This is a genomic window from Vannielia sp. SX4 (assembly GCF_052828525.1).
On sequence record NZ_CM128247.1, the window covers coordinates 3058639 to 3074412 of the forward strand.

The 15774-nt window shown below is 66.1% G+C and carries 15 protein-coding genes; 10 read left to right on the forward strand and 5 right to left on the reverse strand.

The window, feature by feature from the left end; translation table 11 throughout:
• Window positions 1-49 precede the first annotated feature (49 nt).
• The 3 genes from ACUXVX_RS15095 to ACUXVX_RS15105 are packed head-to-tail and all read left to right on the forward strand — an operon-like array spanning window position 50 to window position 3395.
• On the forward strand, window positions 50-1585 hold the full coding sequence (locus ACUXVX_RS15095; RefSeq protein WP_446308935.1) for a glycosyltransferase family 2 protein: 1536 nt from the start codon (window positions 50-52) through the stop codon (window positions 1583-1585).
• Entirely contained in the window at window positions 1582-2574 is a 993-nt protein-coding gene (locus ACUXVX_RS15100) for a glycosyltransferase family 2 protein (RefSeq protein WP_446308936.1), read from the forward strand. The genes ACUXVX_RS15095 and ACUXVX_RS15100 overlap by 4 nt, the downstream gene beginning before the upstream one ends.
• Complete coding sequence (locus ACUXVX_RS15105; RefSeq protein ID WP_446308937.1) at window positions 2571-3395, forward strand: hypothetical protein; 825 nt, start codon at window positions 2571-2573, stop codon at window positions 3393-3395. The genes ACUXVX_RS15100 and ACUXVX_RS15105 overlap by 4 nt, the downstream gene beginning before the upstream one ends.
• On the opposite strand, the gene ACUXVX_RS15110 is transcribed toward ACUXVX_RS15105, so the two are convergent.
• From ACUXVX_RS15110 to ACUXVX_RS15130, 5 genes are all read right to left on the reverse strand, one after another.
• Window positions 3371-3946: a sarcosine oxidase subunit gamma gene (locus tag ACUXVX_RS15110; protein WP_446308938.1), complete on the reverse strand. Its 576-nt coding sequence runs from the start codon at window positions 3944-3946 to the stop codon at window positions 3371-3373. The genes ACUXVX_RS15105 and ACUXVX_RS15110 overlap by 25 nt on opposite strands.
• Window positions 3939-6950: a sarcosine oxidase subunit alpha family protein gene (locus tag ACUXVX_RS15115; protein ID WP_446308939.1), complete on the reverse strand. Its 3012-nt coding sequence runs from the start codon at window positions 6948-6950 to the stop codon at window positions 3939-3941. Before ACUXVX_RS15115 ends, ACUXVX_RS15110 begins: the two co-directional genes overlap by 8 nt.
• Window positions 6947-7264, reverse strand: coding sequence for a sarcosine oxidase subunit delta (locus ACUXVX_RS15120; protein ID WP_222493941.1), 318 nt, complete (start codon window positions 7262-7264; stop codon window positions 6947-6949). Before ACUXVX_RS15120 ends, ACUXVX_RS15115 begins: the two co-directional genes overlap by 4 nt.
• 279 nt (window positions 7265-7543) lie before the next feature.
• Window positions 7544-7861, reverse strand: coding sequence for a hypothetical protein (locus ACUXVX_RS15125; RefSeq protein ID WP_446308940.1), 318 nt, complete (start codon window positions 7859-7861; stop codon window positions 7544-7546).
• 112 nt (window positions 7862-7973) lie between these two features.
• Window positions 7974-9218 (reverse strand): sarcosine oxidase subunit beta family protein, encoded by a 1245-nt coding sequence (locus tag ACUXVX_RS15130; protein WP_446308941.1) that lies wholly within the window; start codon window positions 9216-9218, stop codon window positions 7974-7976.
• 228 nt (window positions 9219-9446) lie between these two features.
• Between ACUXVX_RS15130 and ccmI the strand changes: the two genes are divergently transcribed.
• From ccmI to dusA, 7 genes are all read left to right on the forward strand, one after another.
• Window positions 9447-10679: a c-type cytochrome biogenesis protein CcmI gene (ccmI, locus tag ACUXVX_RS15135; RefSeq protein ID WP_446308942.1), complete on the forward strand. Its 1233-nt coding sequence runs from the start codon at window positions 9447-9449 to the stop codon at window positions 10677-10679.
• Window positions 10676-11149, forward strand: coding sequence for a Holliday junction resolvase RuvX (ruvX, locus tag ACUXVX_RS15140; RefSeq protein ID WP_446308943.1), 474 nt, complete (start codon window positions 10676-10678; stop codon window positions 11147-11149). Before ccmI ends, ruvX begins: the two co-directional genes overlap by 4 nt.
• Window positions 11149-11385 carry a DUF1289 domain-containing protein gene (locus tag ACUXVX_RS15145; RefSeq protein WP_410000859.1) on the forward strand — a complete coding sequence of 79 codons (237 nt, stop codon included), beginning with the start codon at window positions 11149-11151 and terminating at the stop codon, window positions 11383-11385. Before ruvX ends, ACUXVX_RS15145 begins: the two co-directional genes overlap by 1 nt.
• A 280-nt stretch (window positions 11386-11665) precedes the next feature.
• A complete protein-coding gene (locus tag ACUXVX_RS15150; RefSeq protein WP_446308944.1) occupies window positions 11666-13051 on the forward strand; it encodes a bifunctional enoyl-CoA hydratase/phosphate acetyltransferase in 1386 nt (461 codons plus the stop codon).
• Complete coding sequence (locus ACUXVX_RS15155; RefSeq protein WP_446308945.1) at window positions 13048-14193, forward strand: acetate/propionate family kinase; 1146 nt, start codon at window positions 13048-13050, stop codon at window positions 14191-14193. The genes ACUXVX_RS15150 and ACUXVX_RS15155 overlap by 4 nt, the downstream gene beginning before the upstream one ends.
• Window positions 14194-14265: 72 nt before the next feature.
• On the forward strand, window positions 14266-14565 hold the full coding sequence (locus ACUXVX_RS15160) for a PAAR domain-containing protein (protein ID WP_222468771.1): 300 nt from the start codon (window positions 14266-14268) through the stop codon (window positions 14563-14565).
• A 39-nt stretch (window positions 14566-14604) separates the two neighbouring features.
• Window positions 14605-15612 carry a tRNA dihydrouridine(20/20a) synthase DusA gene (gene dusA, locus ACUXVX_RS15165; RefSeq protein ID WP_446308946.1) on the forward strand — a complete coding sequence of 336 codons (1008 nt, stop codon included), beginning with the start codon at window positions 14605-14607 and terminating at the stop codon, window positions 15610-15612.
• The last annotated feature ends 162 nt before the right edge of the window (window positions 15613-15774 follow it).

A 15774-nucleotide genomic window follows, 5' to 3' on the forward strand; every position in this document is an offset into this window, starting at 1 on the left:
GATTGGCTCCGGGCCAAGGGGCGGATACAGGGCACGAACAGGGCTTTACATGAGCAACGACCGCTCTCTCGAGGGAGAGGACACCTCCGAAGACACCAAGGCCACCTACACCATCATGTCGATGATGAAGGACGAGGGGCATTGCCTCATCGAGTGGGTCGCCTACCACAACCACATCGGCTTCGATAACATCTGCGTCTACACCAACAACTGCAACGATGGCACCGATGCCATGCTGATGCGGCTGGAGGAGATGGGCTACTGCAAGCACTTCCGCAACGATGTGCCGGAGGGGAAGAAGCCCCAGCCCAACGCGCTGTCTCTCGCCGAGAAGAACCCCGAGGTGATGAACAGCGAGTGGATCCTGACGATGGATGCCGACGAGTTCGTCTCGGTCAAATGCGGGCGCGGCAAGATTCAGGATCTGTTCGAGGAACTGCCCGCTGACACCGATGCCGTGGCGATCACATGGCGGTTCTTCGGCTCGTCCGAACTGACCGACTGGAACCCCGGCATGGTGATCGAAAGCTATCGCAACGCCGCGCCCGACAAGTTTCGCAAGGGCTGGGGCGTCAAAACCATCTTCCGGCCGTTTGGCGAGATGAAGCTGGGCATCCACCGCCCGCATATGAAGAAGGCTAAGCAGATCCCCGAGCGTGCTCAGGAGATGCTGAAGCAAAAGTGGGTCAACGGCTCCGGCGAGCCGATGCCGACCGACTTCAACCTGTCCGGCTGGCGCTCGACCAAGCCGACGCTGGGCTACAAGCTGGTGGAGCTCAACCACTACGGGGTCAAAAGCTACGAGGCCTACCTGCTGCGCCGCATCCGGGGCAACGTGAACAACAAGGCCGGCAAGTATGACGCCGCCTATTTCTCGCTCTTCGACCGCAACGAGAAAGAGCAGAAGAACGTGCTTCGCCACGCCCGCGGCACCCGTCGGCTGATGGACAAGATGCTGCGGGACGACACGCTGCGCGCGCTCTACGAGGGGGCGCTTGAGTATCACAAGGGCCGGGTCGACATGCTGCGCCAGACCGGCGAATACGACCAGTGGCTGACCGAGTTGAGAGAGGCCAGCCAGATCCCGATCGACCGGCTCGACGAAGTGCTGTTCACTCAGCATCTGCCGAAGATCTGGCAGGAGAAGGTCAAGGAGATGCAGGAGGCCGGCGTGCCTCCCAAGGAGATCGCGAAGCTCATCAACGCCTCGCAGACCGCCAAGAAGGCCGAGACCCGCGAGGCCATGCGCGCCGCCGCCGAAGGCCGGGCGGTGGAGACCGAAAAGAAAACCTCCGCCGAGGCCGCCGAAGAGTTCGAACTCTCTGACGAGATGAAGGCGGTGATTGCCCAAAAGATTCGCGAGGGCCACGCCGAAATGGCCAAGGCGAGACAGGCCAAGGCCCCTCCCACGCCGGTGCCGCCAACGTTGGTGCCCGTCACCGGAGACGCGTCGACAAAGACGCCCCGCCCCGGGGCGAAGGCCAAAGCGCCTTCAGAAGCCGGGGCGAACCCACCCGCCAAACGCCGCGTGAAGTTGCGGCTCAAGGAGCAGTCGTCCGATACCATGGGGAGCGACAACCAATGAGCACCGCGCGCAAGATGGTCGTCACGACCATGAAGAACGAGGGCCCCTACCTGCTGGAGTGGATCGCCTATCACCGGCTGATCGGCTTCAATGAATTCACCGTGTTTTCAAACGATTGCACCGATGGCACCAACCTCATGCTCAACCGGCTCGACCAGATGGGCGTGGTGCGCCACTTCGACAACCCGCTCGGACCAAGGATGGACCCGCAGCGCGCCGCCTACTCCCGCGCCAACAGGCAGGAGGAGGTGAAGAGCGCTGATTGGGTGATGATCATCGACGCCGACGAGTTCCTGAACGTGAAGATCGGCGACGGTTCGGTTGATGCGCTCATTGACCAATGCCCCGAGGACACAGATGCGATCAGCGTCAACTGGCGGTTCATGGGTTCGGGCGGCGCCGCCCATATGGAGCCTGACGCGCTGGTCACCCGGCGCTTCTTGCGCGGCTCGAGCTTCGAGCAGCCTGAGAACGGGCTGATCTGGGGTTTCAAGACCCTCTTCCGCCCTGCCCGGTTTGACTACTTCGGCGTCCACCGCCCGAAGTTCCGCAAGGAGACAGAAGTGACCCCCGGCATGCGGCTCTGGGTCAACGCCGACGGCAAGCCAATGAAGGACCGGATCCTCGAGAAGGGGTGGCGCTCCAGCGCCGAGGACGTAGCCTATGACAGCGCGCAGGTGAACCACTACGCGGTGAAGAGCCGCGAGGAGTTCCTGCTCAAGCGGCTGCGCGGTACGGCGAACTCCAAGAACAAAGACCGCATCGACATGGGCTATTGGGACAAGAACGACATCAACACCCATGAAGACAAGTCGATCCGCACCGAGGGTCTGGCCGAGGCGGTGGCGGAACTGCTCGAAGATGCCGACCTCGCCGCACTGCACCGCGCCTGCATTGAGACCTGCCGCCGCGCCATCGCCTACCAGATGCAGGATCGCAAGCTCGCCGACTGGGTCAATGACGGCACATGGAAGGAGGCGGCGGAATGAGCGCCGCCCGGTTTCTTTGCGTCGGCACCCACCACAAGACAGGTACGGTCTGGCTGCGGCGCACGCTGCATCGGATCATGGAGCGGCAAGGTATCGGGCTGATGCAGGCCAACCGGCCCAAACGCATCGCGGACCTGCCCGAGAGCGGCCCGCAGATCGTGGTCAACTGGTCTTCTGGCTTTCCGGCCGAGTTCTTCGCCCTGCCCGAAGCCCGTTTCATCCACGTCATCCGTGACCCGCGCGACGTGTTGCTCTCTGGCGCTCGCTACCATGAGAAGGCGGCCATGGGGAACGAGAAGTTCCTGAAAGAACAAAAGCCTGAGTGGGGCGGGTTGAACTACAAGGATTACCTGAAGAGCCTCGAAACCCCGCAGGATAAGCTGCTCTTCGAGATGGAGCAGAAGCACGCCTCAACCCTCTTCGAGATGCTGGCCTGGCCTTATGGCCACCCGCAAGCGGTGGAGCTGCGCTACGAGGAGCTGATGGAGGATCACGACTGCACCCTCTTCCGCTCGGCGCTGGAGCGCTGCGCGATCGAAGGTCTCGATATCGACGGCGCAGTCGAGGCCTTCTGGGACTCAAGCCTCTTCGGCGGCTTGAAGGAAAAGGATGAGCGCCCGGCGCGTATCCTCAACCATGTGACGAGCGGCACGGGTGCCGAGGCGCAGTGGCGCTCCAAAATGCCGCGCTCGGTGGCCCGCATCTATGCCGACCGCTACGGCTCCGCGCTGGCCGCCCTGGGCTACGCGGAAGACGACAGCTGGGTGGAGCTCTGCCCCGAAGACGTGCCAGCCGCTCAGGAGGCGGTGGGCGCGAAGTAAGCCAACTCGCTGCCCGGCTCTGCGGCTTTTGACAGCAGGTCGAATATGTATTGCGCCACGGAGCGGAAGCAGACCACCGTCGCCTTCTCCTCGCTTTCCATCCAAAAGGCCGCCGCGACCTGCCCGATGTGGCTGCGCCGGAACTCGCCGGTGGGCAGAGCCTCGGGTGCTAGGTCAGCCGGGCAGAGCTTGGCCAGAAGGTCGCGAATGCCCGGGCCTTCGAGGGTGAAGACAGCCCGCGCGTCCGACACGTCGGCTGCGAGGAAGTGCTGGCCTTCTAGAGCCTTGCGGGCCTTCTCCAGAGCTTCGCCAGCGCCGCCGTAATCGCAGAACAGCAACAGTTCATCTGGCGAGGCCCACGCCGCGCCGCCACCGAGGCCGCCTTCGATCTGCCGTTGGGCTGGCACCCCCTGCCCCGTGGCCGCTTTCACGGCACTTGCAAGGGCCGCGTGATCGCCGCGCAGGGTCAGCATCCCCTGTACCCCCGTATCCTTAACCGTCAGGTAACCTTGGTAAACCGCGCCGCCGAGGGCGCTCTGCGGGTCAGACATTCTGCTTCTCCCCGTCCTTGTCGTAGAACACCGGATCGACGATTTTTGCCTCGACCGTGCTGCCATCGACCTTGTTGAATTTAATTACCTCGCCCATCCGCTCGGGCCCGTTGTGCACCAGACCCATGGCGATGCCACGGCCCAGCGTGGGCGAGTGGTAGGTGGAGGTCACCCGGCCCTGCGTATTGCGCTGGCCGTTCGCATTGCTGCCCTCTCCCAGCGCATAGGCGCCATCGGGCAATACCGAGCCGTCGATGGTCTCGAGGCCCACCAGCTTCCAGCGGTCGGCGCTGGCCATATGGCTGCGCTGCTGCGCCCGTTTGCCGAGGAAATCCTCCTTCTTCTTGGAGATTGCCCAGTGGAGGTTAAGATCCTGCGGGATCACCGTGCCATCGGTCTCGTCGCCGATCATGATGAAGCCCTTCTCGGCCCGCATCACGTGAAGCGCCTCGGTGCCGTAGGGCGTGATGTTCCACTCTGCCCCGGCCTCGACGATCTTTTCCCACAGCTCCAGCCCGCGGTTGGCAGGCACGGCGATCTCGTAGCTGAGTTCGCCGGAAAAGCTGATGCGGAAGATACGGGCGGGGATGCCAGCGAGAGTGCCATCGGCCCATTGCATGAACGGCAGCGTGTCTTTCGACACATCCATGCCGCCGAGTTTTTCCAACAATTTCCGCCCGTTCGGGCCGACCACGGCGATCTGGGCGTATTGCTCGGTGAGGTTGGCGGTGTAGACCTTCCAGTCCCACCACTCGCATTGCAGCCAGTCTTCCATATGGGCGTGGATGTGATCCGCGCCGCCCGATGTGGTGTGCACGAGGAAGGTGGTCTCGTCGATCCGCGCGACCACGCCGTCATCCATCAGGAAGCCGTTCTCGTTGCACATCAGGCCATAGCGGCATTTGCCGGGGGCCAGCGTGCTCATCATGTTGGTGTAGAGCATGTCGAGGAACTTGCCCGCATCGGGGCCGGTGACGAGGATCTTGCCGAGGGTGGAGGCATCGAGAAGACCGAGGGATTCCCGTGTGTTACGGACCTCTCTTGACACCGCAGCCTCGCGGCTTTCGCCTGCTTTCGGGTAGCAATAGGGCCGCCGCCACTGGCCGACCGGCTCCCAATCGGCGCCATTGGCCTCGTGCCACGCGTGGATCGGGGTTTTCCTCAATGGTTGGAAGGTGTTGCCCGTGCCCGGCCCTGCAATGGCCCCCATGGAGATGGGGGTATAGGGCGGGCGGAAGGTGGTGGTTCCGGTCTGTGGGATCGGCTGGTTCAGCGCCCCGGAGAGCACGGCGAGGCCGTTGATATTGCTGAGCTTTCCTTGATCGGTGGCCATGCCGAGCGTGGTGTAGCGCTTGGTGTGCTCGACGGACTGGTAGCCCTCCTGCGCGGCCAGCTCGACGTCAGACACTTTAACGTCGTTCTGGAAGTCCAGCCACATCTTGGATTTTTTCGCCTTGGACGCGCCCTGCGGCATGACCCAGACGGGGGCCATCTTGGCCTCTTCGACGCCCGTCGCGGAGGGGCGCCAGGCCTCTGCGGAATGGCCGAGGTCGGCCAGAGCGGCGACGGCGTTTTTACTCGCGTCCTCAAGCACTTGCTCGGTGAGCATCGCGCCGGAGGCGATGCCGGCGGTGCGGACGTATTGGGCGCCGCTATCGCTGGTGGGAAAGCGGGTTACATCGGGGTAGAAGTGGAAATTTTCCTCTGACCACAGGAGCTTACCGCCACAGTGGGACCAGAGGTGCACCACGGGAGACCAGCCGCCGGACATGGCGACGACTTCGCACTCGATGGTCTCAAGCACCGCACCCTCGCCCACCTGCGCACAAATATCAACTGATTTCAGCCGCTTGCCGCGCGTTCCTACACCGCAGATGGCCTTGCCTGATTCGACCCGGATGCCCGCCTCGCGGCAGGCCCGGGCCAGTGGCCCCTCGGAAGAAGGCCGCGCATCGAGGATACAGGCCACCGAAAGGCCGGAGTCATTAACGGCGAGAGCGGTGCGATATGCGTCGTCGTTGTTGGTCACGACCACCACGCGGTCGCCCGGGGAGACGCCGTAGTTGACGATGTAATCGCGGACGGCAGAGGCGAGCATCACGCCGGGGCGATCGTTGCCGGGGAAGCTCAGGGGCCGCTCCAGCGCGCCGGTGGCGGTGATGATCTGGCCCGCGCGGATGCGCCAGAGGCGGTGGCGGGGGCCAGCCGCGCCGGGGGTGTGATCTGTGCAGCGCTCGTAGGCGAGCGCGTAGCCATGGTCATAAACGCCGGAGCCCATGCAGCGGCTGCGGAGGGTAACATTCGGCGCGTTTTCAAGGGTTTCGACGGCGCGCTTGATCCACGCATCAGCGGGTTCGTCCTCGATCTCAGCGCCATCCACGGGCGCGCGACCGCCCCAGTGGGCCTCCTGCTCCAGCAGCAGCACCTTGGCGCCTGTTCCAGCCGCCGTGAGGGCGGCCTGAAGCCCGGCGATGCCGCCGCCGACGATCAGCAGGTCCACGTGGACGAAGGCGTGCTCGTAGCGGTCGGGGTCGCCCGGGTTGGAGGGTTTTCCGAGACCCGCCGACTTGCGGATGAAAGGCTCGAAGAGGTGCTTCCACGCGGCGCGGGGGTGGATGAAGGTCTTGTAATAGAAGCCTGCGGGCAGGAAGCGGGAGAGGCCCGCGTTCACGGCGCCCACGTCATAATCGAGCGTTGGCCAGTGGTTCTGGCTGATGGCGGTGAGGCCGTCGAAGAGCTCGGTGGTGGTGGCCCGCTGGTTAGGCTCGAACCGCCCGCCCTCGCCCAGACCGACGAGTGCGTTGGGCTCCTCGGCGCCGGAAGCCACTACACCGCGCGGGCGGTGATACTTGAAGCTGCGGCCCATCAGAACCTGATCGTTAGCGAGCAGAGCAGCGGCGAGACTGTCGCCCGCAAAGCCTTGATATTGCTTGCCATTGAAGGTGAAGCCGAGGCGCTTGGAGCGGTCGATCAGGCGGCCGCCGGTGGGCAGACGGGTGCTCATTTCAGGGCCTCCGGGTATTTGGCGCGGATCTTCTCGAGTATCTCGGCGGGCGGCTCGTGGGTTTGCGCGGGATAGGTGCCGAAGACCTCCAGCGTCGCGGTGTGCCGGGCGGCCAGAAACCACTTGCCGCAGCCCATCGCATGGCGCCAGCGCTCCAGGTGCACGCCCTTCGGGTTCTTCCGCAGGAAGAGATAGCCCTCGAACTCCTCATCCGCCGAGCCGGGGCCGTAACGCTTGAGATGGGCCTCGCCGCCGGCATGCAGCTCGGTCTCGGAGGCCTCAATGCCACAATAGGGGCAAGTAAATTTCAGCATCGGCGTTAACCCTGTTTGCGGAAATCGAAGAAAGGATGAATCGCCCCGTCAGCCGCCCGAAGGAGGGCATGCACAACCGATGCACATCCGATGCACATTCCATGCATACGCGATCTGCGGGCGTTGTGGCGGGGGCGATGTGTGAACACAAGGCGCGGTGCGTGCACGAAGGCGCCCTGAAAAACAGGCATGACCGCACCCCGAGGGAGAGGCGCGGCCATGACATGAGTGGTGGCAACCGCCCCCTGAGGGGTGGGCCGGGTCGTTTGGGGGCGAGGGTTACTCGGCGGGAGCAACCTCTTCAGCCGGAGCAGCCTCGGTGCCGGTGTCGGCGGGAGCGGTCTCGGCAGGTGCCGCGCTCTCTTCAGCCGGAGCCGGGGCCGGGGTGCTCTCGATGGTGACGGAGGCGTCACCGCCATCAGCCGGAACCGTGGTGACGGAGCTGTCGATGTCGCCGCCCATGAGGAACCAGGCGATGACGCCAACGGCAACGACGAGGCCGCCGATGATGAATGCGAGGGTGCCGGTACCGGAGCTTTCGCGCACGGGTTCACGCGGCACGTGGGTGTGGGTCGAATGGTCTTCGTACTGGGCCATGAGGGGCCTCCTTTGGGTTCTGTCTCCAATCGGCGCGCAGCGGCACGCGCCGTGATTGGGGGAAGAACGCCGGGTTTGGCGGCCCGGTTCCAAAGGATTTTAGCGGTCGGCATCAATGCGCCACCCCGGCGGCGACGGACTCGTCAATGAAGCGGCCTTCGCGGAAGCGTTCGAGCCCGAATTCGGCGGTGAGGGGCGAGTGGCCCTTGGCCATCAGCTCGGCAAAGCCCCAGCCGGAGCCGGGGATGGCCTTGAAGCCGCCGGTGCCCCAGCCGCAGTTGATGAAGACGCCATCGACCGGGGTTTTGGAGAGGATCGGAGAGCGATCGCCGGTCATATCCACAATGCCGCCCCATTGGCGGAGCATCTTCAGGCGGGAGAGCATCGGGAAGGTTTCGATGAGGGCGCGGGTGGTTTCCTCAATGTGCGAGAAGCTGCCGCGCTGGGTGAAGTTGTTGTGGTTGTCGGCCCCGCCGCCGATGACCATCTCGCCCTTGTCGGACTGGCTGAGGTAGCCGTGGACGGTGTTGGCCATGATGACGCAATCGAGCGCAGGCTTGATCGGCTCCGACACGTAGGCCTGCAGCGCCACGGCCTCGATGGGCAGGCGGAAGCCCGCCATTTCGGCCAGCTGGCCGGAGTGGCCCGCCACCACGATGCCGAGCTTGTTGCAGCCGATGTGGCCTTTGGTGGTTTCCACCCCGGTCACGCGGTCGCCCTCGCGGGTTACGGCGGTGACCTCGCAGGTCTGGATGATGTCCATCCCCATGTCGGAGCAGGCGCGGGCATAGCCCCAGGCCACGGCATCGTGCCGCGCGGTGCCGCCGCGCGGCTGCCAGAGGGCGCCGAGCACCGGGTAGCGGGGGCCATCGAGGTTGATGATCGGCGCGATCTCTTTCACCCGCTCGGGGGTGATGAACTCGGTCGCGACGCCTTGCAGGGCGTTGGCGTGGGCGGTGCGCAGGTAGCCGCGCTTCTCGTGCTCGGTCTGGGCCAGCATCATCACGCCGCGCGGGCTGAACATGACGTTGTAGTTGAGATCCTGGCTCATCGTCTCGTAGAGGCCGCGGGCCTTTTCATAGATCGCGGCGGAGGCATCCTGCAGGTAGTTGGAGCGGATGATCGTGGTGTTGCGCCCGGTGTTGCCGCCGCCGAGCCAGCCCTTCTCGATGATGGCGACATTGGTGATGCCGTGGTTCTTGCCGAGATAGTAGGCGGTGGCGAGGCCGTGCCCCCCTGCCCCGACGATCACCACGTCATACTGCTTTTTCGGCTCGGGTGAGCGCCATGCACGGCCCCATCCGGTGTGGTGGCGGAGCGCTTCACGGGCGATGGCAAAGGCGGAGTAGCGACGCATCGGGCAGGCCTTTCGGGCGGTGGTCCAACACCCGCCTTAATGCAATCCATGCGGGCTTTGAAGATGTGGGGAAACGACATGCTGCCAGCGGATTGCGACCCAAGGCAAAGGTTTGTGACGAGGCCGCCGGAACGCGCCCTGCGACCTTGTGACCGGGTGCGACGCCGGGAGGGGTGGAACGGCCGGGCGGGGGGCGGTATGGCAGGGCCTGACGAGCATGGAGGGACCATGGGGTTCTGGGTTTTTGCCGGGGGGCTGGCGGTGTTGACCGTGGCGCTGCTGCTGCGTGCGCTTCTGCGCGGGCGGGCCGCTGCGGTGGAGGCCGATGTGGCCGGGATCGCGCTGTATCGCGAGCAGCTGGCCGCCGTGGCAAAGGATGCCGAGGCGGGGCGGATCGATGCGGGCGAGGCCGAGCGGCTGGAACTGGAGATCAAGCGGCGGCTGCTGGAGGCGGACCGCGCGGCGCAGGGGGCTTCGGGCACCGGGCGCGCGCCGCGTGAACTGAGCCTCGGCGCAGCGGTGATCGTAGCCGTCGTGGTGCTGGCCGGCACGGGCGGGCTCTACTGGGTGCTGGGCGCGCCGGGCTATGGCGATGCGCCGATCGCGGCGCGGATCGCGGCGGCGGAGGAGTATCGACAGACCCGGATGCGGCAGGCAGATGCCGTGGCGCGGTTTGAACAGAACCTGCCCGATGTGCCGGACCCGGACATCTCGGAAGAGTTCAAGGGGCTGATGGCGCAGCTGCGCACCGCCGTGGCCGAGCGCCCCGATGACCTTCAGGGTCATGTACTGCTGGTGCGCAACGAGGCGGCAATGGGCAACTTCGGCGCTGCCGCCAAGGCGCAGGAGGCGGTGCTGCGGATCAAGGCGGAGGATGCCGGGGCGCAGGACTATCTGCTCTTGGCGCAACTCTGGATCACCGAGGCGGGCGGCTATGTGTCTCCCGAAGCGGAGGCGGCGCTGGCACAGGCGCTCCGGCGCGAGTCCGAGAACGTGGAGGCCCGCTACTACTGGGGCCTGATGCGGGCGCAGACCGGGCGGCCGGACTTGGCGTTCAACGTCTGGCGCCGGGTGATGGATGAGCTGCCGCCCGATGCGCCCTGGGCCGCAGACCTGCCGACGCAGATCGCCGCGGCGGCCCGTGCGGCGGGGGTGGAGTATACGCCCCCTGCCCCGTCCAGCACCGGTGTGCGCGGCCCGAGCGCCGAGGATATGGCCGCGGCACAAGACATGTCGCCCGAAGAGCGGCAGGCCTTCATCCGGTCGATGGTCGACGGGCTGGCCGAAGAGCTGGCGACCGACGGCGGTACCCCAGAGAAATGGGCGCAGCTCGTGCGCGCGCTCGGCGTGCTGGGCGAGGTAGAGCGGCAGGCGGAGATCGTGGCCGAGGCCCGCGAGGTGTTTGACGGATCGCCCGAGGCTATTGCCCTGATCGAAGCGGCGGCAGGAGGAAGCCAGTGATCTTTGACGCCTTCGAGGAGTTCGCCGGTGCCCTGCCCCGCGCCGGAGCGCTGGCCGGGCTGGACCTTGGCACTAAAACCATCGGCGTGGCGGTGTCGGACGGGTTGCGCTCTGTCGCCACGCCGCTGGAAACGGTGAAACGCAAGAAGTTCACGCAGGATGCCGAGGCGCTTCTGGACATATTGAACAAACGTTCAATTTGTGGCCTCGTGCTGGGCCTGCCCCGCAACATGGATGGCACCGAAGGACCGCGGGCGCAGAGCACCCGCGCCTTTGCCCGCAACCTCTCGCGGCTCTGGGAGGGGCCGGTGGGGTTTTGGGATGAGCGGCTCTCGACCGTTGCCGCCGAGCGCGCGCTGCTGGAGGCCGACACCTCCCGCGCCCGCCGGGCGGAGGTCATCGACCATGTGGCCGCGGGCTACATCCTGCAAGGCGCGCTCGACCGGCTCGCCTACCTCGGGAGGGGCTGATGGACGAGCTCTGGCGCCGCGACGAGATCGAGAGCCCCTGCATCAAGATCTGCGTGATCCACCCAGAGACCCGGCTCTGCACCGGCTGCCTGCGCACAATAGACGAGATCGCCGCCTGGGGCCGGATGAGCCCCGAGGAGCGCCACGCGCTGATCGAGGAACTGCCCGAGCGGGCGGCGCAACACCGCAAGCGGCGTGGCGGGCGCGCAGGCCGGGTGGAGCGCAGGGGCGGCTAGGGCTGGGCTATTGGGGGGAGCACCCCCACACCGCGCCTTTTAGTGGGGGGCCAGCCCCCCACACCCCCCGGAGATATTTGCAGCAAGAAAATGCAAGCGGGGTGGGGACAATTTTAGTCGAATTGTCGTTTGTGCGGCGGGCGGGTGGTGAGGCTGCCGGCCCAAAGTTTTGGCGCTTGTCGCGTCATCGCGGCGTTACCTCGCCGTGGCAGGCCGGGGAGGCTGGCCAAGGGGCGCGGGTTGCGCCAGTCTTGCCCGGACATTTCGAAGGAGCCATTTGATGATTCAGGAATTCACCAACACCCCCTACGACCAGCTCGAGGTGGGCATGGAGGCGGAGCGCAAGCGGCTCGTGCTGGCCGATGATCTCTATGTCTTCGCGAACAGTTCCGGCAACCTGAACCCGCTGCACCTGCCGCGCGAGGATGGCGATGGCGACGGGCTGCCCGAGGCGGTGACGCCCTCGATGTGGCTGGCGGCGCAAATTTCGGCGGTGTTCGGCAACCAGCTCCCCGGGCCGGGCACGCTCTATCGCAGCCAGGATCTGGAGTTCTGCGGCCGGGCCTTTGCCGGCGACGAGGTGGTGACCAAGGTGGTGCTGACGGCCAAGGAGCCGGACCGTGTGGCGCGGTTTCACACCACGGTGACGCGGGTGAGCGATGGCGCGGTGATCGTGCGCGGCGAGGCGACGGTGTTTGCGCCGGAGCATCCGCAGAGCTTCAAGGCCGATGACATTCCGGGCCTCACGGTGCGGCGGCACAAGCATTTCGATGCACTGATCGACCTGGCAGGCCCTCTGCCCGCGATCCCGACTGCCGTTGTGGCGCCGGAGGAGGCGAACTCTCTGGGTGGGGCGCTGCTGGGCTGGGATCACACGCTGATCACCCCCATCCTCATCGGCGATCCGCTGAAGATTGCCGCCGCTGCCGAGGAGATCGGGCGCGACATCTCGGGGCTGGAGATCATCGCCGAGCCGGATCATGCCAAGGCCGCCAAGCTAGGCGTCAGCCTCGTGCATGAGGGCCGGGCGCAGGCGGTGATGAAGGGGCATTTGCACACCGGGCAACTCTTGGGCGCGGTCTTTGCCCGCGAGGGCGGGCTGCGGACGGGGCGGCAGATTTCTCATGTGTTCGTGATGGATGTGCCGGGGCTGGAGCACCTGCTGCTGATCACCGATGCCGCGATCAACATCATGCCCGATCTCGAGACCAAAGTGGATATCGTGCAAAACGCCATCGACCTCGCCCATACGCTGGGGATCGCCGAGCCGAAGGTGGGCATCTTGAGCGCGGTCGAGACGGTGAACCCCAAGATCCCGAGCACCATCGACGCCGCCGTGCTGAGCAAGATGGCCGACCGCGGCCAGATCAAGGGCGGGTTGGTCGACGGGCCGCTGGCGATGGACAACGCGATTGACGTGGATGCGGCAAAGACGAAGGGAATCAAGGGGTTGGTCGCGGGCCGCGCCGAGATTCTGGTGGCGCCGAACATGGAGGCGGGCAACATGCTGGCCAAGGAATTGACCTTTGTCGCCCATGCCGAGGCCGGGGGCATCGTGATCGGGGCCGCCGTGCCAGTGATCCTGACCTCCCGCGCCGATGATGACGCCGCGCGCCTCGCCTCCTGCGCCGTGGCCGCGCTCTACCAGAGCAACCGCAAGCCATGAGCGCGATCCTTACGCTGAATGCAGGGAGCAGCTCGATCAAGTTCGGGCTCTTCGATGCCGAGACGCTGGAAGAAGAGGCTGGCGGACAGGTGGAGCGGATCGGGGGCGACACCGAGCTCGACCTCGAAATCCCCGATGAGCCCAAGCTGGAGCGGCGGATACCGGCGGCCAATCACCAAGAGGCTGTCACCGCCATTCTGGCCGCCATCGCCCCCTATCTGGGCGGGCGCGAGGTGGTCGGCATGGGGCACCGGGTGGTGCATGGCGGGCCGGATCATGGCGCCCCGCTGGTGCTGGATGATGCCGCGATCTCCGCGCTCACCGCGCTGGAGCCGCTCGCCCCGCTGCACCAGCCGCACAACCTCTCGGCGGTGCGCGCCGCGCGCCGGGCCTTTCCCGATACGCTGCAGGTCGCCTGCTTCGACACCGCCTTTCACCGCGGGCATCCTTGGGTGCATGACACCTACGGGCTGCCGCGCAAGTTCTACGACATGGGCGTGCGGCGCTACGGGTTTCACGGGTTGAGCTACGCCTATATCGCGGGCAAGCTGGCCGAGGACTGGCCTGCCTTGCACGAGGGTCGCGTGGTGGTGGCCCACCTTGGCAATGGTGCCTCGCTCTGCGCGATGGAGGGCGGGCGCTCGGTGGCGTCGACCATGGGGTTCTCTGCCCTCTCCGGCCTTTGCATGGGCACCCGCCCCGGCCAGATGGACCCGGGCGTGCTGCTTTGGATGCTGGACGATCAGGGCATGAGTTCCGCCGAGATCACCCAGGTGCTCTACAAGGAGAGCGGGCTGAAGGGCCTTTCGGGCATGACCAACGACATGCGGGCGCTGCTCGGTTCGGAGGCCCCCGAGGCGGCGCAGGCGGTGGACTATTTCGTCGACCGGGTGGCGCAGGAGGTGGCGGCGATGGCGGCGGCGATGGGCGGGATCGATGCGCTGGTGTTCACCGGCGGCATTGGCGAGAACGCCGCCCCGATCCGCGCCCGGGTGCTGGAGCAGCTCGCCTTTCTGGGCTTCACGCTGGACGCCCACTCCAACGAAGACGGCGGCACGCGCATCTCCTCCGGCCTGCCGGCACTGGTGTTGCCGACCAACGAAGAGCTGGTGATTGCCCGCGCGGTGCAGGCGGCGCTCTGAGCCGGCTCTTGCATCGGTCCGCGCAAGCGAGCAGATTGAAAGGAAGAAACGCCGCGAATAGGAGCGCAGGCAATGCCAAAGGTCACACGGCTCGGCGATATCGGATCGGGCCACAGCTGCCACTTTCCGCCCAGCCCTGCGATCGGGGCCTCGCCCAATGTCTATGCCGAGGGCAAGGCGGTGGTGCGCAAGGGCGATGCCTATGTGCCCCACGCCTGCCCCACCTGCCCGCTCCCGCCGCACCCGCGCGCGCTCTCGGGCGGGTCGGGCAGCGTGTATGTCAACGGCATCCCGGCAGGCCGTGTGGGCGATGCGATCTCCTGCGGCGGCGCGGCCGATGCGGGCGCTGCGGATGTGTCCTTCGGGGACTGACTGGCGCTGCCGGGCGCAGGGCGCTAGATACGGCCTGCCATGACGCCATCTGCCGAAACCACCCTTGAAGCTGCCCGCCTGTCCGTCGCCCCGATGATGGATTGGACAGACCGTCACTGCCGGTTCTTCCACCGCCAGCTGACCGCGCGCACGTTACTTTACACCGAGATGGTCACGGCGCCTGCGCTGGTGCGCGGCGGGGCGACCCACTTGCTGGAGTTCAACGCCGCCGAACACCCGGTGGCGGTGCAGCTCGGCGGCTCAGAGCCTCAGGAGCTGGCCGAGGCCGCGCGGATGGCCGAGGCGGCGGGCTATGCCGAGGTGAACCTGAACATCGGCTGCCCCTCGGACCGGGTGAAATCGGGCTGCTTCGGCGCGGTGCTGATGAAATCGCCCGGGCTGGTGGCAGACTGCCTCACCGCGATGCGCGAAGCGGTCTCGGTGCCGGTGACCGCCAAGTGCCGTATCGGGGTGGATGAGCAGGAGCCGCGCGAGGTGCTGCCCGCCTTTCTGGCGATGATTGAGCGCACTGGCGTGACCCGCGTCACCATCCACGCGCGCAAGGCCTGGCTTCAGGGCCTGAGCCCGAAGGAAAACCGCGAGGTGCCGCCGTTGGATTATCCGCTCGTCCACCAGATGCGGGCGGAGTTCCCCGGGCTGCACATATCGATCAACGGCGGCATCAGCTCGCTTGAAGAGGCGCAGGAGCATCTCGGCACCGGCGTGGATGGGGTGATGATTGGTCGCGCCGCTTATCACGACCCCGGCCTGCTGCTCTTTGCCGATGAGCAGGTCTTTGGCGAAGCGCCCAGCGGCAAGACCCGCCGCGACGTGGTGGATGCCATGCGCCCCTACATCGCCGCCCACCTGGAAGCAGGCGGCAAGCTCGCCCAGATAACCCGGCACATGCTCGGCCTTTTCCAGGGCCGCCCCGGCGCCCGCGCGTGGCGGCGCATCCTCTCGGAGCAGGCGCACCGCGAAGATGCGGGGCTTGAAGTGCTGGAGCGGGCTCTGGATGCCCTCCCCGAGACCAGTCTCGCCGCTTGAGGGCGCGCCAGAAGAGATTTGAGGCCGCCGGCGGGGATACTTGGAGCAAGAAAATGGACAATTTGAGTCAAATTGTGCGCACCGCCTGTGCATTTTCTTGCTGCAAATATCCTACCCCGCCCGCGCAACCGGTGCCTCCGGTTCGCTATGGGCAGAGGCCCC